The organism is Seohaeicola saemankumensis (assembly GCF_021021435.1).
Lineage (GTDB): Bacteria > Pseudomonadota > Alphaproteobacteria > Rhodobacterales > Rhodobacteraceae > Seohaeicola.
The window spans coordinates 174872-195436 of the sequence record NZ_JAINWI010000004.1 but is presented as its reverse complement, the minus strand read 5'-3'; the positions used below and the strand labels follow the sequence as shown (position 1 = coordinate 195436).

Annotated in this window: 17 protein-coding genes and 1 tRNA gene; 9 read left to right on the top strand and 9 right to left on the bottom strand. The window is 57.1% G+C overall.

Annotation, left to right across the window (positions count from 1 at the left end; translation table 11 throughout):
• Positions 1 to 15: 15 nt before the first annotated feature.
• From galU to K7H22_RS02795, 6 genes are read left to right on the top strand one after another with little or no spacing between them, the layout of a single operon-like run.
• Positions 16 to 909 (top strand): UTP--glucose-1-phosphate uridylyltransferase GalU, encoded by an 894-nt coding sequence (gene galU / locus K7H22_RS02820; protein WP_230799208.1) that lies wholly within the window; start codon positions 16 to 18, stop codon positions 907 to 909.
• 20 nt (positions 910 to 929) lie between these two features.
• Positions 930 to 1913, top strand: a complete 984-nt coding sequence (gene galE, locus K7H22_RS02815; protein ID WP_230799207.1) for a UDP-glucose 4-epimerase GalE — start codon at positions 930 to 932, stop codon at positions 1911 to 1913.
• Positions 1873 to 3138 (top strand): glycosyltransferase, encoded by a 1266-nt coding sequence (locus K7H22_RS02810; RefSeq protein ID WP_230799206.1) that lies wholly within the window; start codon positions 1873 to 1875, stop codon positions 3136 to 3138. Before galE ends, K7H22_RS02810 begins: the two co-directional genes overlap by 41 nt.
• 50 nt (positions 3139 to 3188) lie before the next feature.
• On the top strand, positions 3189 to 4199 hold the full coding sequence (locus K7H22_RS02805; protein WP_230799205.1) for a glycosyltransferase family 2 protein: 1011 nt from the start codon (positions 3189 to 3191) through the stop codon (positions 4197 to 4199).
• A complete protein-coding gene (locus K7H22_RS02800; RefSeq protein ID WP_230799204.1) occupies positions 4196 to 5893 on the top strand; it encodes a beta-1,6-N-acetylglucosaminyltransferase in 1698 nt (565 codons plus the stop codon). Before K7H22_RS02805 ends, K7H22_RS02800 begins: the two co-directional genes overlap by 4 nt.
• 2 nt (positions 5894 to 5895) lie before the next feature.
• The gene (locus K7H22_RS02795) at positions 5896 to 7332 is read left to right on the top strand and encodes a sulfotransferase domain-containing protein (protein WP_230799203.1); all 1437 of its coding nucleotides are present in this window, start codon (positions 5896 to 5898) and stop codon (positions 7330 to 7332) included.
• Positions 7333 to 7339: 7 nt separating this feature from the next.
• Here K7H22_RS02795 and K7H22_RS02790 read toward each other — a convergent pair whose 3' ends face one another.
• The 8 genes from K7H22_RS02790 to K7H22_RS02755 all read right to left on the bottom strand — a co-directional run bounded on the left by K7H22_RS02790 (position 7340) and on the right by K7H22_RS02755 (position 12252).
• Entirely contained in the window at positions 7340 to 7804 is a 465-nt protein-coding gene (locus K7H22_RS02790; RefSeq protein ID WP_230799202.1) for a PTS sugar transporter subunit IIA, read from the bottom strand.
• Between the two features lie 39 nt (positions 7805 to 7843).
• A complete protein-coding gene (gene hpf, locus K7H22_RS02785) occupies positions 7844 to 8410 on the bottom strand; it encodes a ribosome hibernation-promoting factor, HPF/YfiA family (RefSeq protein WP_230799360.1) in 567 nt (188 codons plus the stop codon).
• A 257-nt stretch (positions 8411 to 8667) separates the two neighbouring features.
• A complete protein-coding gene (gene lptB / locus K7H22_RS02780) occupies positions 8668 to 9426 on the bottom strand; it encodes an LPS export ABC transporter ATP-binding protein (protein ID WP_230799201.1) in 759 nt (252 codons plus the stop codon).
• Positions 9427 to 9428: 2 nt separating this feature from the next.
• Positions 9429 to 9941, bottom strand: a complete 513-nt coding sequence (locus K7H22_RS02775) for an LptA/OstA family protein (protein ID WP_419248137.1) — start codon at positions 9939 to 9941, stop codon at positions 9429 to 9431.
• A gap of 13 nt (positions 9942 to 9954) precedes the next feature.
• On the bottom strand, positions 9955 to 10560 hold the full coding sequence (gene lptC / locus K7H22_RS02770; protein ID WP_230799199.1) for an LPS export ABC transporter periplasmic protein LptC: 606 nt from the start codon (positions 10558 to 10560) through the stop codon (positions 9955 to 9957).
• Between the two features lie 3 nt (positions 10561 to 10563).
• Complete coding sequence (locus tag K7H22_RS02765) at positions 10564 to 11532, bottom strand: KpsF/GutQ family sugar-phosphate isomerase (RefSeq protein WP_230799359.1); 969 nt, start codon at positions 11530 to 11532, stop codon at positions 10564 to 10566.
• The gene (locus tag K7H22_RS02760; protein WP_230799198.1) at positions 11532 to 12143 is read right to left on the bottom strand and encodes a ribonuclease D; all 612 of its coding nucleotides are present in this window, start codon (positions 12141 to 12143) and stop codon (positions 11532 to 11534) included. Before K7H22_RS02760 ends, K7H22_RS02765 begins: the two co-directional genes overlap by 1 nt.
• A 23-nt stretch (positions 12144 to 12166) precedes the next feature.
• A tRNA-Leu gene (locus K7H22_RS02755) sits at positions 12167 to 12252 on the bottom strand.
• Positions 12253 to 12434: 182 nt separating this feature from the next.
• Here K7H22_RS02755 and K7H22_RS02750 point away from each other — a divergent pair.
• Positions 12435 to 13418 (top strand): complex I NDUFA9 subunit family protein, encoded by a 984-nt coding sequence (locus K7H22_RS02750; RefSeq protein ID WP_230799197.1) that lies wholly within the window; start codon positions 12435 to 12437, stop codon positions 13416 to 13418.
• Between the two features lie 6 nt (positions 13419 to 13424).
• Here the strand turns inward: K7H22_RS02750 and K7H22_RS02745 are convergent, their stop codons facing one another.
• Complete coding sequence (locus tag K7H22_RS02745; RefSeq protein WP_230799196.1) at positions 13425 to 14228, bottom strand: undecaprenyl-diphosphate phosphatase; 804 nt, start codon at positions 14226 to 14228, stop codon at positions 13425 to 13427.
• 216 nt (positions 14229 to 14444) lie between these two features.
• On the opposite strand from K7H22_RS02745, the gene K7H22_RS02740 reads away from it, so the two are divergent.
• On the top strand, positions 14445 to 15881 hold the full coding sequence (locus K7H22_RS02740; protein WP_230799195.1) for an NAD(P)-dependent oxidoreductase: 1437 nt from the start codon (positions 14445 to 14447) through the stop codon (positions 15879 to 15881).
• Between the two features lie 97 nt (positions 15882 to 15978).
• Positions 15979 to 20517, top strand: a complete 4539-nt coding sequence (gene gltB / locus K7H22_RS02735) for a glutamate synthase large subunit (protein WP_230799194.1) — start codon at positions 15979 to 15981, stop codon at positions 20515 to 20517.
• Positions 20518 to 20565 lie beyond the last annotated feature (48 nt).

Here is a 20565-nt window from a genome sequence, read left to right as displayed (position 1 = left end):
TTCCAAGGAATAGAAATGCGTAAAAAAGTTACAAAAGCCATTTTCCCTGTCGCCGGGCTTGGAACCCGCTTCCTGCCAGCGACGAAGTCGGTTCCAAAGGAAATCATGACCTTGGTGGACCGTCCGTTGATCCAGTACGCCATTGATGAGGCGCGCGCTGCCGGTATCAAGGAATTCATCTTTGTCACCTCGCGGGGCAAAGGCGCGCTTGAGGATTATTTCGATCACGCGCCTCAACTGGAATCCGAGCTTCGCAAGAAGGGTAAAACCGATCTTCTGGATATCCTTAAGTCAACCAACATGGATAGCGGCGCGATCGCCTATATCCGGCAGCACAAAGCATTGGGCTTGGGGCATGCTGTCTGGTGTGCAAGACGTCTGATTGGGGATGAACCCTTTGCCGTGATCCTGCCAGATGACGTCATCGCGGCAGAGAAGCCTTGCCTGCAACAGATGGTCGAGGCTTATGCCGAAACAGGCGGCAACATCGTGGCCGCTATGGATGTGGCACCTGAAAAGGCGTCGTCCTACGGTATTCTGGACATCAAGGAAGACATGGGCGCAGTTGTGTCTATCAAGGGCATGGTTGAAAAACCCGCTGCAGGAACGCAGCCATCGAACCTTGCGGTGATCGGTCGCTATATCCTGAATCCGCAGGTTCTGAACAATTTGAACCGGATGAAGACCGGTGCCGGCGGTGAGATCCAACTGACCGATGCCATCGCTCAAGAGATCGAAGCAGGTCGTAACGTGTACGGCTACCGCTTCCGTGGGCAGCGTTTTGATTGCGGATCTAAAGCAGGTTTCTTGCAGGCCACAGTGTCTTTCGGTCTGTCGCGCGAGGATCTCCGCGAGGATCTTGCACGCTACTTGCGCGAAATAGTGGCGCAAGATCTCGCGGCTGAATAACCCTGCCGGGAGGCTGAATCGTGAAGTCTGTTTTGGTAACCGGTGGTGCGGGCTATATCGGCTCGCACGCGTGTAAGGCTCTTCTGGCTGCAGGGTATTTGCCAGTAACATTTGACAATCTGACCACGGGTTGGCGGGACGCGGTCAAGTTCGGGCCGTTCGAACAGGGCGACCTGCGCGACCGCGGCCGTCTGGATCAGGTTTTTGCCGCCCATCAGCCCGTTGCGGTTATGCATTTTGCCGCGCTGAGCCAGGTGGGCGAAAGCATGTCCGATCCCGGAAAGTACTGGAACAACAACGTATCAGGCTCGATTTGCTTGTTGGAAGCGGCGGTTGCAGCGGGTTGCATGGAGTTCGTGTTCTCCTCTACCTGCGCGACCTATGGCGATCAGGATAATGTGGTCTTGGATGAAAATAGCGCGCAATATCCGATCAACGCCTATGGTGCCAGCAAGCGCGCGATCGAGGATATGCTGCACGATTTCGGCGCTGCCTTTGGCCTCAATCATGTGATTTTTCGCTACTTCAACGTCGCTGGCGCGGATCAGGATGCAGAGATCGGTGAGTTCCACCAGCCCGAGACCCATTTGATCCCCCTGATGCTGGATGCGATAGATGGAAAACGGGCGGCACTGACCATTTTTGGCACCGATTATCCGACGCCGGATGGAACCTGCATTCGAGATTATGTCCATGTTTGTGATCTGGTCGATGCGCATGTTTTGGGTCTGAAATGGCTGGAACAGGGTCGCGGAAATCGCATTTTCAACCTGGGTACTGGCAGCGGCTTTTCGGTCCGTGAGGTGATCGAGCAATCCCGTGCCGTGACCAACCGCGAGGTTCCCTTTGTTGAAGGGCCGCGCAGGGCAGGTGATTGCACTAAGCTTGTCTCGGGCTCGACCCGCGCAGAGCAGGAACTGGGTTGGGCTCCAACACGGTCAACACTGGATAAAATGATTGCCGATGCTTGGCGCTGGCATCAAACTGGGCATTACAGTGACTGATACAGTTCCGGCGCGGCTATTGGATCTGTCGCGTATTGTCAGCCGCGCAGGCCGTATACCAACTGGAATAGACAGGGTCGAACTTGCCTATCTCAGGGCATTTCTGACCGAAACAGTGCCTGTTTTCGCACTGGTCCGTACTGCTTGGGGCTTTGTCCTACTTGACAGACAGGGTTGCCGCGCCTTGCTGGACCGGTTGGAGGGCCACGTTCCTTGGGGTAAGGTGGACAGGCTATCATCCATGCGGCGCAACTTGCCTGATGCGCGCCAGCGCGCCGAGGCCGATCTGCGCCGGATCGCAGTGGCGCGCTGTCTTCCATTTCGATTGCGGCACACGCTGCGGCGCAAGTTGCCGCAGGGCACAAGCTATGTGAATGTCGGTCACGCCAATCTCAACGGGCATGGGTTGCGTGCAACCACAAATGCTTTGGGCGGGCCTGTCGCCGTTCTGATCCATGACACGATTCCTCTGGATTTCCCGCAATTCCAGCGAAGTGGTTCGGTCGACCGCTTTCGTTTGATGCTGGATCAGGTGCGGCAGCATGCATCCTTGATCTTATGCAACTCCGAGCAGACCCGCCGCGATGTGATCCGCCACATGTCTGTCAGCGGAAAGGTCCCGGAAACACTTGTGGCAGGCTTGGGAATAGAGGTGCCGGTTCCTGATCCGCATCCGGTTTTCCCTGATGATTTCGATCCGGATAAGGCGTATTTCGTCACGATAGGGACGATAGAGCCACGCAAGAACCATATGTTCCTGTTGGACCTGTGGAAAGAAATGGCAACCGCTTTGCCACCCGACCAGATTCCGCAACTTCTGATCTGCGGTGGCCGTGGATGGAACAACGCCGATGTCTTCGCGCGTCTGGACAGCGATCCGATGATGGGCCACCATGTTTTCGAAATGTCGGGCCTGACCGACGGGCAGATAGCCGCATTGCTGCGGAACGCGCGGGGCGCTCTGTTTCCTAGCCATGCCGAGGGCTTTGGCCTGCCTCCCGCCGAAGCTTTGGCACAGGGTGTGCAGGTGATCTGCAACGACCTTGAAATCTATCGGGAAATCCTGCGCGATTATCCCGTTTACGCAAGCATTCAGGACAGGTATCTTTGGCGGAAAGAAATACTAAATATGGCATCGGGCCAAAAAATCGGGCAGATCGCAGACAAAGGGTTTGAAGCGCCAAGTTGGCGCTCCCATTTCAACACTGTGTTAAGCCGGTTGTGATTGAGTGGCATACCCTTGAAGGGTCTGTGCGCAGGTAAGAAGGGCAGGGTTTGGGCGTCTGGCAATCATATCGCCTGCGGTTGCAGCGTAAGCGCTGGCTTTTGCGTGCATGGCGCAAAAGACGCGAATTGCGCTGCGTGTCGGACCGCACCGGAAAGATTACTCCGGGCGATATCCTGCTATTCTCGACCTTGCGGAACGAGCAGATACGCTTGCCATACTTCCTCCAGTATTACCGCGATATGGGTGTAAACCATTTTCTATTGGTCGATAACGACAGCACCGACGGGTCGATAGGATATCTGGCGGACCAACCCGATGTCTCGCTCTGGCACACGCGTCACAGCTATAAACGCGCACGTTTCGGTGTCGATTGGCTCAACCGGTTGCAGTCCCGATATGCAGATGGCCATTGGTCCTTGGTGGTCGACTGTGATGAGTTCCTGATTTACCCGTTCTGCGACACGCGCCCTTTGCGGGCACTGACAGACTGGCTTGATGCGTCCTCGATCAAATCTTTCTCGGCGATGCTGCTGGATATGTACCCCAAAGGTCCATTGGACGCGCAACCCTATAAGCCGGGACAAGACCCTATCGAGATTGCCAACTGGTTTGACGCCGGAAACTACACGATCTCGCGCAACAAGCGGTTCGGCAATCTGTGGATACAAGGGGGACCGCGCAGCCGTGTCTTCTTTCCCGACAGGCCCGAGAAAGCCCCTGCGCTGAACAAGATACCTCTGGTCAAATGGGACAAGCGATACACCTATGTCAGCTCGACCCATTCACTTTTGCCGCGCGGTTTGAATCTGGTCTACGATGAATGGGGTGGAGAAAAAGCAAGCGGCGTGCTCCTCCATGCCAAATTTCTGGATACTTTTTCAGCCAAAGCAGCCGAGGAACTGACCCGCAAACAGCATTATGCGGCGTCCGTGGAATACAAGGCCTATGCAGAGAACCTGAAATCCAATCCCGATCTGTGGTGCAAGTGGTCCGAGAAATACATCAACTGGCGCCAGCTTGAGATTCTTGGTCTGATGTCCAAGGGTAACTGGGCATGAGCGTCGGGATCGTGATGCTGGTGCACACGGCGCTTGGCCGTGCGGAACAGGTCGCGCGCCATTGGGCAGCGGCCGGTTGTCCTGTGGTTATCCATGTCGACAAATCAGTGTCCAAAAAGACCTACGACGCCTTTGTTACGTCCATGTCCGATCTGAAAGCGGTCCGCTTCTGCAAGCGGCATCGGTGTGAATGGGGAACATGGGGCATTGTGGCCGCGTCCCAAGCCGCATCTGAAATGATGCTGGAAGAGTTTCCGATCGTACGACACGTCTATCTTGCCTCGGGGTCATGCCTCCCTTTGAGGCCGGTGCAGGAACTGATCGACTATCTTGCAGCACGTCCGCGTACGGATTTCATCGAAAGCGCCACAACAGCCGATGTGCCCTGGACAGTGGGTGGCCTTGATCAGGAGCGGTTTACGCTGCGCTTTCCGTTTTCATGGAAACGCCACCGCTACCTGTTCGACAGTTTCGTCAAATTTCAGCGCAAGTTTGGCCTGACGCGCAAGATGCCTAACGGGCTGGTTCCCCATATGGGAAGCCAATGGTGGTGTCTGTCCCGTCAAACCCTGTCGGCAATTCTGCAAGACCCTGAAAGGGCGGCGTATGACAGGTTCTTCCGGCATGTCTGGATACCCGATGAAAGCTATTTCCAGTCGCTTGCAAGGCTCTATTCCAGCCAGATCGAAAGCCGCTCGCTGACGCTGAGTAAGTTCGACTTCCAGGGCAAGCCGCACATCTTTTATGATGATCACCTGCAGTTGCTGCGCCGGTCGGACTGTTTCGTTGCGCGCAAGATCTGGCCCCATGCCAATCGCCTCTACGAGGTGTTTCTGACTGACGCTGCAGGCGCTATGAAACGGACAGAGCCCAACCCTGGCAAGATCGACCGGATTTTTGCCAAAGCCGTCGAACGCCGGACACGTGGGCGCGCGGGACTCTATATGCAAAGCCGCTTTCCGAACGAAGGGTGGGAGAACGGCGTTACCTCCAGCCCCTATTCGGTGTTCGAGGGGTTCTCGGACCTGTTCGAGGATTTCGAGGAATGGCTCGGGCGCGCCACCGGTGCGCGCGTGCACGGCCATCTGTTCGGCCCCGACCGTGTCGCGTTTGCCGGAGGGAACCGTGTGATGAATGGCGCGCTTTGCGACAGCGCGAAGCTGCGCGATTACAACCCGCGCGCTTTTCTGTGCAACCTGATCTGGAACACGCGGGGCGAGCGGCAGTGTTTCCAGTTCGGACCGTCGGACTCCCAGCAGATCAGTTGGCAAATTGTGAAAGACCCGAACGCGCAGATTTCTGTCATTTCAGGTGCATGGGCGGTTCCACTTTTCAAATCCAATCGCAACTTTGCGGATATCCGCAAGGATGCCGCTCTGCTCCAGCGGATCGAAAGCGATCATCTGGATATTCTGCGCACGCCCTATGCCAAGGCACGGGTACGGATCTGGACCATGGCTGAGTTTATCGAGGCACCGATGGAACCCTTGCAGACCATTCTTGACGAGATCGGCAATCGCAGCCTGCGCCGCCTGTCGGAGGTGCCGAAGATGGCGGATCTGGAGGGTTTCGGACAATTCCTGCAAAACCTGAAAAACCAAGGGATGCACCCCTATCTGATGGGTGACTTTCCTGTGGCGCGCGACTTGCAAACTGCGCCGGAATCGCCGCGCAGACCCTATCTGGTGCGTTGAACATGGTCCAAGAATTTGACTACTTCATCGTTTTTGCGGAAATGCGGACAGGTTCGAATTTCCTTGAGACGAATATCAACGCCTATCCTGAACTGACCTGCCACGGCGAGGCATTCAATCCGCATTTCATCGGCTATCCGAACAAGACCGAGATCCTCGGCATCACCCAGCCGATGCGTGATGCGAACCCCGCCCGTTTGATCGAAGCTGTCAAGCATGGCACCGAAGGGCTGGGCGGTTTCCGGTTCTTTCATGACCATGACCCGCGGGTTCTGGATATCGCCCTGCCCGACCCGCGCTGCGCCAAGATTATTCTGACCCGCAATCCGGTAGACAGCTATGTCTCGTGGAAGATCGCGCAGGCGACAGGCCAGTGGAAACTGACCAATGTGAAAAAACGCAAAGAAGGGATTGCGGTATTTGATCGAGACGAGTTCGAGACGCATCTGACCGCGTTGCAGGCGTTTCAAACCCGACTGCTGAATGCCTTGCAGATTACAGGACAGACGGCGTTCTATGTCGCCTATGAAGACCTGCAGGACGTTGCCGTCATGAACGGGCTGGCACGGTTCCTTGGTGTGGATCATCAACTGGAAAGTCTGGACGAAAGCCTTAAGAAACAGAACCCGCAGCCTCTGTCCGAAAAAGTCAGCAACTTCGAACAGATGGCCGAGGCTTTGGCGCGGCTGGATCGTTTCAATCTGTCCCGAACCCCGAATTTTGAACCGCGTCGCGGTGCTGCCGTGCCAGGTTATGTGGCCGCAGCGCGGGCGCCGCTTTTGTATTTGCCAATCCGGTCCGGGCCTGAGGATCAGGTGACCGGGTGGATGGCATGTCTGGACAACGTGCAGACCGACGCGTTGCAAACCAAATTCACTCAGAAGTCGCTTCGCCAATGGATGCGCCAGAATCCCGGCCATCGCAGCTTTACCGTTTTGCGCCATCCCGTTGCGCGTGCCCATGCTGTTTTCTGCAAGCGAATCCTGATGACTGGTCCGGGCCATTTTTCCGAAATCCGCAAAATTCTCCGCAAATCCTATGGTCTGGACATCCCCGAGAATGGTCCCGATGCCGCATATGGTATTGACCAGCACCGCAAGGCATTCATCGCGTTTCTAGAGTTCCTGAAGGTCAATCTTGCCGGTCAGACGATGGTGCGGGTGGATGCATCATGGGCGACGCAGATGCAGGTTTTGCAAGGATACGCGCAATTTTTGATGCCTGACATGATCCTGCGCGAGGATGAGATCGAGGTGTATCTGCCAGCGCTTGCCCAGCAGTTGGGACATCCCGATATGCCCGCGCCGCAAGAGGCACCGGCGGACACGCCCGTTGCACTTTCGGAAATCTACGATGGCAAGATCGAGGATCTGGCCAGCACGGTGTATCAACGCGATTATATCACGTTTGGCTTCGGTCCTTGGAGGACGAAGGGATAACAGCCTTTCAGACAGTCTGGAACGTCTGCGCCTCGGTCAGGATCGTGTAAAGCGTGCTTGTATCACTATTCGCCCTGAGCTTTGTGCAAATGGTGGCTTCGCGCAGTGTCCGTGACACAAGGGCCAGCGCCTTAAGATGCTCGACTCCTGCATCCTCAGGGGCGAACAGGCCAAAGATGATATCTACAGGCGCGCGGTCCACCGCATCAAAGTCGATCGGCTTTTCAAGAAGAATGAAGGCTCCCTGGACAGATTCCAGCCCCGGTATCCGCGCATGTGGCAAGGCCACCCCGTGTCCCACACCGGTGGGGCCCAGTGTCTCACGTTCCATCAAGGCTTCGACAGCGGTGGCGGCATCAATCTTGTAGACAGATGCCGCCATTTCTCCAAGATCATGAAGAAGACGTTTCTTGCTCGTGGTCGAGGATATGACTTTCACTGCCTCGGGCCTGAGGATGGACGAAATCTTCATGCGTGTTCACTGCTCCGGTTGCAGGGTGCCTTACACCCCCTAGCGCGGGTCAATCCAGCCGATATTGCCGTCATCCCGACGGTATACAACATTGACACCGTCTTTTCCTTCATTCCGGAATACCAGAACCGGTGCGCCAGCAAGCTCCATCTGCATCACCGCCTGACCCACCGACAAAGACGGAATTTTCGTCTCCATTTCGGCGATGATCATTGGCTGCAGCGTGTCAGGCTCCGAATCCTCATCATTCCCCTCAGCCGCGAGGATATACGAGGACGCGCCCATGAGTTCAACTGGCTCGGTCCATTCGCGATGATGATCCTTCAGGCGCCGTTTGTAACGCCGCAACTGCTTGTCCATTTTCTCGTTGCAGGCATCAAAAGCGGCATAGATTTCGGTGGCATGCGCCTTTGCCGCAGCAGTCAGACCGCTGGACAGATGGACAGTCGCCTCGCATACAAATTCATGTGCTGATTTAGAGAATATGATCGTCGCATCGGTCGGGCGCTGCGAATATTTCGTCATTACGACGCCCATCTCGTCTTTTACATGGGATTGTAGGGCCTCGCCGATATCGATCTGCTTGCCACTGATTTGATAGCGCATCATGTCTCCTTTGCACGACATGCCGGAGGCCGTTCCGGAGCACATGGCTCCGGTCCGGTCATACCCGACTGATGGAACCTGACGGTTGCGAAATCTGCCTCGTGCCTCGTCGCTTTGACAAGGCAAGGATAAGGAACGAGGTGCCATGTACAACTGTCATCCTTCCATTGGAGTGGATTGTATGGGGGTCTGTCAATCAGAAGAAATCTGCCGGGACATGCACTGGCTGTGCGGACCGTCGCCAATCCGTCAAAACATCAGGAAATGCGGAAGCCCTCGCCAAGATAGACGCGACGGACATTTTCGTTATGGACGACTTCTTCAGGTGTTCCCGACATCAGCACCATGCCATCATGCAGAATATAGGCGCGATCGACGATCTCGAGCGTTTCACGCACGTTATGATCTGTGATCAGAACGCCGATTCCGCGCGTTTTCAAATCCGACACAAGATGACGGATATCGCCCACACTGATCGGGTCTACACCTGCGAAGGGTTCATCAAGCAGCAGGTACCGCGGATTTGCTGCAAGGCAGCGCGCGATTTCGACACGGCGGCGTTCCCCGCCGGAAAGCGCAAGCGCAGGGGCGCGCCTCAGATGTTCGATCGAGAATTCGGACAGCAGCTCTTCCAGTCGCTCGCGCCGCTTGTGTCTGTCCTTTTCGGTTATGTCGAGGATCGCTGCGATATTGTCTTCCACAGACAGCCCGCGGAAAATCGACATTTCCTGTGGCAGATATCCGATCCCCAGATTGGCGCGCCGGTACATTGGCAGGTTGGTCACATCCCGTCCGTCGATCGTGACCTCGCCGCCTTCGGGATAGACCAGACCGGCGATCGCATAGAAAGTTGTCGATTTGCCTGATCCGTTCGGTCCGAGCAACGCAACCACCTCACCGCGGTTCAGCTCCATGCTGAAATCGCGGATCACCACGCGTTTTTTATAGCTTTTCCGAAGGTGGTTGACCCGCAGGCCCGATGTTCCCTGCGTGACAGTCAAATGTGGTTTGGTCATGTTCAATCCGCCCCGCGCAGGATCGTCTTCACCCGCCCGTCCATCTGCGCGGTTCCGCCAGCTAGATCCACTGTCATCAGGTCCGAGGTAAGCGCACTGGCACCTTGCGTCAGCAGAACATTGCCCCGCATGACCACCTCGCCATCATCGACGTTGTAATCAGCCCGCTCTGCCTCGGCGGCGTCCGGGCCGCTGATCAGGATTACGCCGCCTGTCGCTTCAAGCCGCGCGATCCGAGCCTCCTGTGCATCGGTCGCCTGCCCATAGACAACAAGAACCCGAGGGGCGGCCAGACGCATCTCGCCCTGAATGATCACCACATTACCAGTAAAGATCGCAGTTCCATCCGTCTGGCTGACAGACAGACTTTCGGCCGTAACCTCGACCGGCAGCGATGTGTCCTGCTGAATGGTTCCGAAAGCCAGATTTGTGGTTTGTGCCAAAATCACCGCTGGCAGGCCAGTAATGGCAAGAACGAGGGCAGGGATGAACAATAGCTGACGACGAAGCTGCACGACTGGAAATTCCTTAGTTTGAAGGATCATATATCAGCTTGACGCCATTTGTGAAAAGCAAATGGATATCGCCCGTCTGTGCATCGGATGTCATCGTCATTTTTCCGGCGTCAATCTGGCCGGGGGGCCCGTTTCCCGTGATGGCACCACCTGATTCCGCCGCGATTTCCCGCATCCGCGTTGTCAGAAGTTCTGTCTCGATCCGGTAACCGGTTGAACTGGTCAGCACGACATCGCCCTCAAGAATGGCCAGACCTGCCAGATCCTCGACGGTTCCCGTATCCGATGTGATATTGATCCGTCCCCCGTCAACCATGTCGATCTGCGCCGCCATCGTGTCGGCGATGACCCTGTCCGATTGATCGGGGTCCACACTTGCCTTGGTTGCAACAAAGGCAACCAGATGGCCCTCGTCGGTTTTGCCTGCAAAGGAAGGGCTTGAAATCTGCTGATTGCCGGTGCGCGATTCCAGATCGGCGCGACTTGTGGGAATGGAATTGGTAGGGTCCAATGTGCGCGACAGGAGAAAAACGGTCGACAGCAGGCCAAGTGCTGCCAAGGGCAGAAGTATCTTCAGCCAGTTGATGATGCGGGACCGCAGATCATCGCGCTGGGCCATGGCTTAGCCCAGACCCACGCGCAGACAGTCATGGATATGGATCAAACCGACCGCCTTGCCAGCCTCTGCCGGATCAATCACGAAAAGACATGTGATCTTGCGCTCGTTCATCACGCCCACTGCTGCCTCGGCCAGTGCATCAGGGCTGATGGTGCGTGGCGAGGGGGTCATCACATCTGCAGCGGTCAAAGCTAAAAGACCATCCATGTGGCGCCGCAGGTCGCCGTCGGTGATGATACCGGACAATAGGCCCGCACTGTCTGTAACGCCAACAACACCGAAACCTTTGCGGCTGATCTCGAGCAGAGTTTCCCCCATCGGCGTGTCGCCAGAGACAAGCGGAAGGGCAGAGTCACGGTGCATGAGGTCGCTGACACGGCTGAGTTGTGCACCCAGCTTGCCGCCCGGATGGAAATTCCGGAAATCCTCGGGCTGGAACTGGCGATGCTCCATCAGGGCCACGGCAAGGGCATCACCCAGCGCCAGCGTCATTGTCGTCGAGGTCGTGGGCACGACACCAGTGCCGCAAGCCTCGGCGGCGCGGGGCAGGGTGATTGCCACGTCGGATTGCTTTAGCAGCGTAGAATCTGCATGGCTCGCGACCCCGATCATCGGAATATTGAAGCGGCGAGAATAGGAGATCATATCCGCCAGTTCCGGCGTTTCACCCGAATTCGACAGCATCAGCAAGACATCACTGGCTGTCAGCATCCCCAGATCGCCATGGCTTGCCTCGGCAGGATGGACGAATTGCGCCGGCGTTCCGGTACTGGCCAGCGTTGCCGCGATCTTGCGCGCGACATGGCCGGATTTGCCCATGCCCGATACGATAACCCGCCCGCGCGCGCCCAGCATCAGCTCGACCGCTTGGGCAAACTCGTTGCCAAGACCATCGGACAGTTGTGCAAGCCCTTCGGCCTCGGTGCGGATCACGCGGCGTGCGGTGTCCAGAAATATCTGTGCTTTGTCCATCAATGTGCGAAAATGTCCATATCCGGCCAGCCTGCTAGATCCAGTTTCGCGCGTATCGGCAGGAATTCAAAACAGGCTTTTGCCATCTCGTCCCGCCCCTCGCGCACCAGCATCTTGTCCAGAGCATCCTTGAGGCGATGCAGATAAAGCACGTCGGATGCAGCGTAATCCAACTGTGCATTCGACAGATCGACCGACCCCCAATCGCTTTGTTGCTGCTGCTTTGACACGTCGACGCCCACCAGATCCTGCAACAGGTATTTTAGCCCGTGACGGTCTGTGAATGTCCTGACCAGCTTGCTGGCGATCTTTGTGCAATAGACAGGCTGCGCCAGCGCACCGAAGGCATTGTACATCGCGGCAATATCGAAACGACCGAAATGGAACAGTTTGAGAATATCGGGGTTTTGCAAAAGCGCCGCCAGATTAGGCGCTTCTGTCTGGCCAATCCCGATCTGCACGATATGCGCGTGGCCGTCACCGCCCGAAAGCTGCACAACACATAGTCTGTCACGATGCGGGTTAAGCCCCATCGTTTCGCAGTCGATAGCTACGATTGGACCAAGATCCAGATTGTTGGGCAGATCGTTCTTGTAAAGATGGTTCGTCATTATCATTCCCTTCGCGGAGGGAATGGTGCCCAGGAGAGGACTCGAACCTCCACGTCCTTGCGAACACTAGCACCTGAAGCTAGCGCGTCTACCATTCCGCCACCTGGGCACAGGTGTCGTGAAACCGGCGTTTATCTGTGCCGCAAATCGGTGTCAACGAGGATTCGTCGGATTTTTCCGACAACCGGCGAAAGCGTCGCAAGTGTCAGCAGGCCGCGACCCTGTAACGCCTTGTCCAAAGCGCAGACTGGGGGTAGGAACAGGCAGGATTTCAGGGCCGGAGGCTGCATCATGTCGAAACTCGTCACCATTTATGGCGGATCAGGTTTTGTAGGCCGCTACATTGCGCGCCGTCTGGCGAAAGAAGGCTGGCGCGTGCGTGTCGCGGTTCGTCGCCCGAACGAGGCGATGCATGTGAAACCCTATGGCACTCCGGGTCAGGTCGAGCCCGTTCTGTGCAACATCCGTGACGAAGCCAGTGTGCGCGCCGTGATGCAGGGATCCGATGCCGTAGTCAATTGCGTGGGCATTCTGGCCGAAGCTGGTAAAAACCGCTTTGATGCAGTTCAGGCCGAAGGTCCTGGCCGTGTGGCCCGGATCGCAGCCGAAACGGGAATCACCCGTATGGTGCATATCTCGGCCATCGGCGCTGATGTCGGTTCCAACAGTGCTTATGCCCGCACAAAAGCGCTGGGCGAGCAGGCCGTGCTGAAGCATATGCCGGATGCGGTCATCTTGCGCCCTTCGATCATTTTCGGCGCGGAAGACCAGTTCTTCAACCGCTTTGCCCGTATGGCGCAATTGGGCCCTATTCTGCCCGTGGTCGGTGCAGAAACGCTGTTCCAGCCGGTTTATGTAGATGATGTTGCACGCGCCGCTGCATTGGCGGTGCAGGGTAAAGCCGCCCCCGGAATATACGAGTTGGGCGGGCCGGACGTATCGACATTCCGCGCACTGATGGGCCAGATGCTGGAGGTGATCCAGCGGCGCCGTATGATCATCAACATCCCGTTTCCGGTTGCCCGCCTGATGGGTTTCGGCTTTGACATGTTGAACAAGATCACACTCGGTTTGGTGCCCGCACAGATCACCCGTGATCAGGTTCGCAATCTTGCGCGTGACAATGTGGTCGGGGAGGGTGCGAAAGGCTTTGCCGATCTTGGCATAGAACCGGTGTCGCTGGAGGCGGTCCTGCCGGATTACCTCTGGCCCTATCGCCCTTCTGGACAATACGCGGCGATCAAGGCTTCTGCCAAGAACTTGCGGCAGTCCTGACAACTGTCAGCGATAGGCATAAACCAGCAGCACGATACCCAGCGCAACGCGGTAGATCACGTATGGCGTGAAACTGACTGTCCGCAGCAAGCGCATCATCAGGCTGAGTGCCAGAAGGGCTGCAAAGAATGCGAACGCTGCGGCAATGGCACCGTCGCGCGCGGCAGCCACATCTGCGCTGACCGCAACTTTCGCGCCAAGCAGTACACCAGATGCCATGATCGTCGGAATCGACATCAGCATGGACAACCGTGCCGCATCATGTCGGGCATAGCCCAATAAACGCCCGCCTGTGATCGTGATACCAGAGCGCGACGTGCCCGGTATCAGCGCGATCACCTGCCACAGACCCATGATCACTGCATCTCGGATCGACCATTGCGCGGCAGTCTTGTGACTGGTTCCGCTTTGGTCTGCCCAATATAACACCAACCCGAAAATCAGCATCGTCCAGCCGATGACAGCCACCCCGCGCATCATCTCGTCCAGCCCCGTTAGGTTGAGGATAAGGCCCACGATCACCACAGGAACTGTCGCAATCGCCAGACACATGGCCAGCCATGCACCTTGGGTATCGACCTTGCCACGCATCAGGCGGGGAATGCCGGACAGGGCCATCCGGACATCACTCCAGAAGTAGAGAATCACAGCCAGCAGCGTTCCGACATGAACGGCGACATCTATAACCTGACCCTGATCCTGCATTCCGGTGAGCGCCGGTAGAAGAATCAGGTGACCAGATGAAGAAACCGGTAGAAACTCGGTCAGGCCCTGGATCACGGCAACAAGGAAGAGATGGAAGAGAGGCATTGAACGTCCTTCGAGACTTGAACCGCTATTCTATAAGGTCTTGTGAGAAAGGGGAAACAGATGCTTTAGGTCCGATACGGACTTAAAATGAGTGAAAAAAACGTTATCAATTCGCGCTCACGTCAATAAATCGTAATAAAGGTCAGTATTGCTGACTTTTAATCGTTTCAGACCTCGTTTACAAGGTCGCGACCCAGACCTGATCGGAGTTTCGTCGTGGCCAAGCAACCTATGCTGAAATTCATCTCTGTAGACCGTGACATGCCGCAGAAGCGTGAAGCGGCTGCACGGCGTGAGGATTTCAACGAGATCTACGCCGAATACGCCGATACAAAGGCAAAAGAGCAGGCCAGTCGCTGCAGTCAATGCGGTGTGCCCTACTGCCAGACCCATTGCCCGCTGCACAACAACATACCCGACTGGTTGCGTCTGACAGCCGAGGGGCGTTTGCAGGAAGCCTACGAGATCAGTCAGGCGACAAACACATTCCCCGAGATCTGCGGACGGATCTGCCCGCAGGACCGCCTGTGCGAAGGCAATTGCGTGATCGAGCAATCTGGGCACGGCACAGTTACCATCGGCGCAGTCGAGAAATACATTACCGACACGGCCTGGGAAGAGGGCTGGGTCAAACCGATTGTTCCTGCGATGGAGCGGGATCAATCGGTCGGCATTATCGGTGCCGGTCCCGGCGGTCTGGCCGCAGCAGATGTGCTGCGCCGCGCCGGTGTGCAGGTGACAATCTATGACCGCTACGACCGTGCGGGCGGATTGCTGACTTATGGCATTCCCGGTTTCAAGCTTGAGAAAGACGTTGTGACGCGTCGCAATGACCAGCTTGAACAAGGTGGCGTGGAATTCGTGCTGAACTGCAATGTCGGTGAAGATATCAGCTTTGACGCCATTCGCGGAAAGCATGACGCTGTTGTGATCGCAACCGGTGTCTATAAGACACGCGATCTGGAAGGTCCGGGTTCTGAATCCGACGGGATCGTGCGCGCCATTGATTATCTGACCGCCAGTAACCGCAAAAGCTTTGGCGATGATGTGCCTGAATTCGACAGTGGCGAATTGAACGCCACAGGCAAGCGCGTCGTTGTGATTGGCGGCGGCGATACGGCAATGGACTGCGTGCGGACAGCGATCCGTCAGGGTGCAACATCGGTGAAGTGTCTCTACCGTCGTGACCGCGCGAATATGCCCGGCAGCCAGCGCGAGGTGCAGAACGCCGAGGAAGAAGGCGTTGTTTTTGAATGGCTGAGCGCGCCCAAAGGCTTTGTCGGTGATCCGGTGACGGGTGTTATGGTGCAAAAGATGCGTCTGGGCGCGCCTGATGCGTCCGGTCGCCAGTCACCCGAGGTGATCGAGGGCGCCGACTATGTCGAGCAGGCCGATCTGGTGATCAAGGCGCTTGGATTCGAACCCGAGGATTTGCCCAAGCTTTGGGGTGTGGACGGTCTTGATGTGACCCGCTGGGGCACGATCCGCGCCGAATACACAAGCGGCAAAACTAGCCTTGATGGTGTCTATGCCGTGGGCGACATCGTGCGCGGTGCCAGTCTGGTTGTTTGGGCGATCCGCGACGGGCGCGACTCGGCGCAGGCGGTTCTGGATTACCTCAACACCGGCGCCCGCGCAGTCGCGGCAGAGTAATCGGCTTTCGCAAGGACGAAGTGCCCTTGCACAGCAAAGAATTTGATCTCCGACAGGGCCAGACGCCCGACCCGGCACAGGATGAAAGGTTGAACCTATGACCAAGTATGATGAAAGCTGGGCCGCCGCTGAAGAAGCCAAGCGCAAGTGGATGGCTGAAAACGGTCTTTATGCCGAGGAAGAAGAGCATTCTTCCTGCGGTGTGGGGCTTGTCGTGTCGATTGACGGCAAGCCGTCGCGCAAAGTGGTCGAGAACGGGATCAACGCTCTGAAAGCGATCTGGCATCGCGGTGCCGTGGATGCGGACGGTAAAACCGGCGATGGCGCGGGTATCCACGTGCAAATCCCCGTTCCCTTCTTTTACGACCAGATCCGCCGCACAGGCCACGAACCCAAAACCGATAACCTGATGGCTGTCGGTCAGGTCTTTCTGCCGCGCACAAATTTCGGCGCACAGGAAACTTGCCGGACCATCGTGGAAACCGAGGTTCTGCGGATGGGATATTACATCTATGGCTGGCGCCATGTGCCGGTCGATGTCACCTGCCTGGGCGAGAAAGCCAACGCGACACGCCCCGAAATCGAGCAAATCCTGATTTCGAATATCAAAGGTGTCGACGAGGAGACTTTTGAACGCGAGCTATACGTGATCCGCCGCCGGATCGAGAAAGCCGCCATCGCTGCCGGTATCCAGGGCATGTATATCTGCTCCCTTTCCTGTCGGTCGATCATCTACAAAGGCATGATGCTGGCCGAACAAGTTGCGGAATTCTATCCCGACCTTCTGGACCCGCGTTTCGAATCCGCCTTTGCGATCTATCATCAGCGCTATTCCACCAATACTTTCCCGCAATGGTGGCTGGCACAACCGTTCCGCATGCTGGCCCATAACGGCGAGATCAACACTCTGCGCGGCAACGTCAACTGGATGAAATCGCACGAAATCCGGATGGCATCGGGCGCGTTCGGGGATCTTGCGGAAGACATCAAGCCGATCGTTCAGTCAGGGTCCTCGGATTCCGCCGCACTCGACTCCGTGTTCGAGGTGCTGGTGCGCGCTGGCCGCTCTGCGCCGATGGCGAAAACCATGCTGGTGCCCGAGTCGTGGTCCAAGCAGGCGGTTGAACTGCCTGAAAGCTGGCGCGACATGTATTCCTATTGCAACTCGGTGATGGAACCGTGGGACGGTCCTGCCGCACTTGCGATGACCGACGGTCGCTGGGTCTGCGCGGGTCTTGACCGGAACGGCCTGCGCCCGATGCGCTATGTCGTGACGGGCGATGGCCTGCTGATTGCTGGGTCCGAGGCTGGAATGGTGCCGATCAAGGAAGCGACCGTGCGCGAAAAAGGTGCGCTTGGGCCGGGTCAGCTGATTGCCGTGGACATGAAAGAAGGAAAGCTGTTCCACGATACCGAGATCAAGGACCGTCTGGCGGCAGCCCAGCCATTTGGCGAATGGGTCGGCAAGATCAACGAGCTGGACGAGGCTCTTGCCGGAGTCACCGAGACAGCGATGTTCAGCGGTGCGGAACTTCGCAAGCGCCAGATCGCGGCAGGCTACACCATCGAAGAGCTTGAGCAGATCCTTGCGCCAATGGCCGAGGATGGCAAGGAAACGCTGGCCTCGATGGGGGATGATACACCTGCGGCTGTCCTGTCGTCGAAATACCGCCCACTGTCGCATTTCTTTCGCCAGAACTTCAGCCAGGTAACAAACCCGCCCATCGACTCTTTGCGCGAATTCCGTGTGATGAGCCTGAAGACTCGTTTCGGCAACCTCAAGAACGTGCTCGACGAAAGCTCAGCACAGACCGAGATTCTCGTGCTGGACAGCCCCTTTGTCGGCAATGCCCAATGGGATGAGGTGACGCGCAACTTCAATGCGCCGCTTGTCGAGATCGACTGCACCTTCTCTGCCGGCGATGACCATGACGCTCTGCGCAAGGGCTTGGAGCGTATTCGCGCCGAGGCCGAAGATGCCGTGCGCTCGGGTGCGGGGCATCTGGTCTTGACCGATCACAAGCAGGGAGCCGACCGCGTTGCGATGCCGATGATCCTTGCGACCAGTGCGGTGCATTCGCACCTGACACGCAAGGGTCTCAGAACCTTCTGCTCTCTGAATGTTCGTTCTGCTGAATGTATAGACCCCCATTATTTTGCGGTCCTGATCGGTTGCGGTGCGACTGTCGTGAACCCCTATCTGGCCGAAGACAGCATCGCCGACCGTATCGCGCGCGGATTGGTTGATGGCACGCTGACGCAGGCAATGCGCCGTTACCGCGAGGCGATTGATCAGGGTCTTCTCAAGATCATGGCCAAGATGGGAATCTCGGTTCTGTCCTCATATCGCGGCGGTCTTAACTTTGAGGCAGTCGGCCTGTCGCGCGCCATGTGCGCCGAGTATTTCCCCGGAATGACCAGCCGGATCAGCGGCATCGGGGTAACCGGTATCCAGCGCAAAGCCGAAGAAGTGCATGTTAAAGGCTGGCGCGGTGGACAGGACGTTCTGCCGATCGGCGGCTTCTACAAAGCGCGCAAATCCGGCGAGACGCACGCTTGGGAAGCGACCTCGATGCATCTGCTGCAAACGGCCTGCAACAAGGCCAGCTTTGAGATATGGAAGCAGTATTCCGCCAAGATGCAGGCGATGCCGCCGATCCATCTGCGCGATCTGCTGGCGATCAAGCCGTTGGGGTCTGCGATCCCGATTGAAGAGGTGGAAAGCATCACGTCCATCCGCAAGCGTTTTGTCACGCCAGGCATGTCGCTTGGCGCGTTGTCGCCTGAGGCGCATAAAACCCTGAACGTTGCGATGAACCGCATCGGGGCCAAATCCGACAGCGGCGAAGGTGGCGAAGATCCGGCACATTTCCTACCCGAGCCCAATGGCGACAACCCCAGCGCCAAGATCAAGCAGGTGGCATCGGGTCGTTTCGGTGTGACCGCCGAATACCTGAACCAGTGCGAGGAACTTGAGATCAAGGTTGCCCAAGGTGCCAAGCCCGGTGAGGGTGGGCAGTTGCCCGGCATGAAGGTCACCGACCTGATCGCGCGTCTGCGGCACTCGACCAAGGGCGTGACCCTGATCAGCCCACCGCCGCATCACGACATCTATTCGATCGAGGATCTGGCGCAGTTGATCTATGACCTCAAGCAGATCAACCCACGCGCAAAGGTCACCGTAAAGCTGGTGGCACAGTCGGGCGTAGGTACAATTGCTGCAGGTGTGGCTAAGGCCAAGGCCGATATCATCCTGATTTCGGGTCACAACGGCGGCACAGGTGCATCGCCCGCCACGTCGATCAAATACGCCGGCCTGCCGTGGGAAATGGGTCTGACAGAGGCGCATCAAGTTCTGTCGATGAACAACCTGCGCGACCGGATCACGCTGCGGACCGATGGTGGTTTGCGGACGGGACGCGATATTGTCATGGCGGCGATGATGGGGGCCGAGGAATACGGCATTGGTACTGCTGCCCTGATTGCTATGGGCTGCATCATGGTGCGCCAGTGCCAGAGCAATACCTGTCCCGTGGGTGTTTGCACACAGGACGAAGCGCTGCGCGCCAAGTTTACCGGCAATGCTGATAAAGTGGTCAACCTGATCACCTTCTACGCGCAGGAAGTGCGCGAGATTCTGGCCAGTATCGGTGCGCGCAGCATGGATGACGTGATCGGTCGCGCCGATCTGCTGTCGCAGGTCAGCCGTGGTTCCGCGCATCTGGACGATCTGGACCTGAACCCGTTGCTGATCACCGTCGATGGTGCGGGTGATATCGTCTATGACCGCGCCAAGCCACGTAACGTCGTGCCTGACACGCTGGATGCTGAGATCGTGCGTGATGCTGCGCGTTTCCTTGAGGAAGGCGAGAAGATGCAACTCTCCTACGCGGTGCAGAATACGGACCGTACTGTGGGAACGCGCGTTTCGAGCCATATCGTCAAGCGGTTCGGAATGCGTAACGCGCTGCAGCCAAATCACCTGACCGTCAAACTGACGGGATCGGCGGGGCAGAGTCTTGGTGCTTTTGCAGCGCCCGGTTTGAAGCTGGAAGTGTCGGGCGACGCGAATGACTATGTCGGCAAAGGCCTTTCGGGTGGCACGATTGTTGTGCGTCCGCCAATGGCCAGCCCTCTGATCGCGTCCGAGAACACGATCATCGGCAACACCGTGCTTTATGGCGCGACAGATGGTTTTCTGTTCGCGGCTGGGCGCGCTGGCGAACGTTTCGCGGTCCGTAACTCTGGTGCGAAAGTCGTGATCGAAGGCTGTGGTAGCAATGGTTGTGAATACATGACCGGCGGTGTCGCGGTGATCCTTGGCGGGATTGGCGCCAACTTCGGGGCAGGTATGACCGGCGGCATGGCTTATCTGTATGATCCCGATGGCCTCGCCGCTAAGATGATGAACCTTGAAACCCTGGTGACCTGTCCTGTGACGGTGCCCTACTGGGTTGACCAGTTGAAATCTCTGGTCGAGAGACACCTGAGCGAGACCGGCAGCCGCCGTGCTGCCGACATCCTGCAGCATTGGGAAGCCGAGCTTGGGCACTTCATCCAAGTCTGCCCGAAAGAGATGTTGGTTCATATTCCACACCCTCTGACCGTCAGCGAAAAGTCAGTGCCTGCGGAATAAGTCGTCTTTAGGGCGAGAAAATTTAAGTAATTGAAAGTCCGGCGTTAA

Bases quoted from the DNA above. Each gene is read 5' to 3' on its own strand.
- lptB (WP_230799201.1), bottom strand. From the start codon at position 9,426: ATGACCAAACCACATTTGACTGTCACGCAGGGAACATCGGGCCTGCGG.
- K7H22_RS02800 (WP_230799204.1), top strand. From the start codon at position 4,196: ATGAGCGTCGGGATCGTGATGCTGGTGCACACGGCGCTTGGCCGTGCG.
- hpf (WP_230799360.1), bottom strand. From the start codon at position 8,410: ATGCGCTATCAAATCAGTGGCAAGCAGATCGATATCGGCGAGGCCCTA.
- K7H22_RS02810 (WP_230799206.1), top strand. From the start codon at position 1,873: ATGCTTGGCGCTGGCATCAAACTGGGCATTACAGTGACTGATACAGTT.
- lptC (WP_230799199.1), bottom strand. From the start codon at position 10,560: ATGGCCCAGCGCGATGATCTGCGGTCCCGCATCATCAACTGGCTGAAG.
- K7H22_RS02760 (WP_230799198.1), bottom strand. From the start codon at position 12,143: ATGACGAACCATCTTTACAAGAACGATCTGCCCAACAATCTGGATCTT.
- K7H22_RS02790 (WP_230799202.1), bottom strand. From the start codon at position 7,804: ATGAAGATTTCGTCCATCCTCAGGCCCGAGGCAGTGAAAGTCATATCC.
- K7H22_RS02745 (WP_230799196.1), bottom strand. From the start codon at position 14,228: ATGCCTCTCTTCCATCTCTTCCTTGTTGCCGTGATCCAGGGCCTGACC.
- K7H22_RS02765 (WP_230799359.1), bottom strand. From the start codon at position 11,532: ATGGACAAAGCACAGATATTTCTGGACACCGCACGCCGCGTGATCCGC.
- K7H22_RS02795 (WP_230799203.1), top strand. From the start codon at position 5,896: ATGGTCCAAGAATTTGACTACTTCATCGTTTTTGCGGAAATGCGGACA.
- K7H22_RS02750 (WP_230799197.1), top strand. From the start codon at position 12,435: ATGTCGAAACTCGTCACCATTTATGGCGGATCAGGTTTTGTAGGCCGC.
- gltB (WP_230799194.1), top strand. From the start codon at position 15,979: ATGACCAAGTATGATGAAAGCTGGGCCGCCGCTGAAGAAGCCAAGCGC.
- galU (WP_230799208.1), top strand. From the start codon at position 16: ATGCGTAAAAAAGTTACAAAAGCCATTTTCCCTGTCGCCGGGCTTGGA.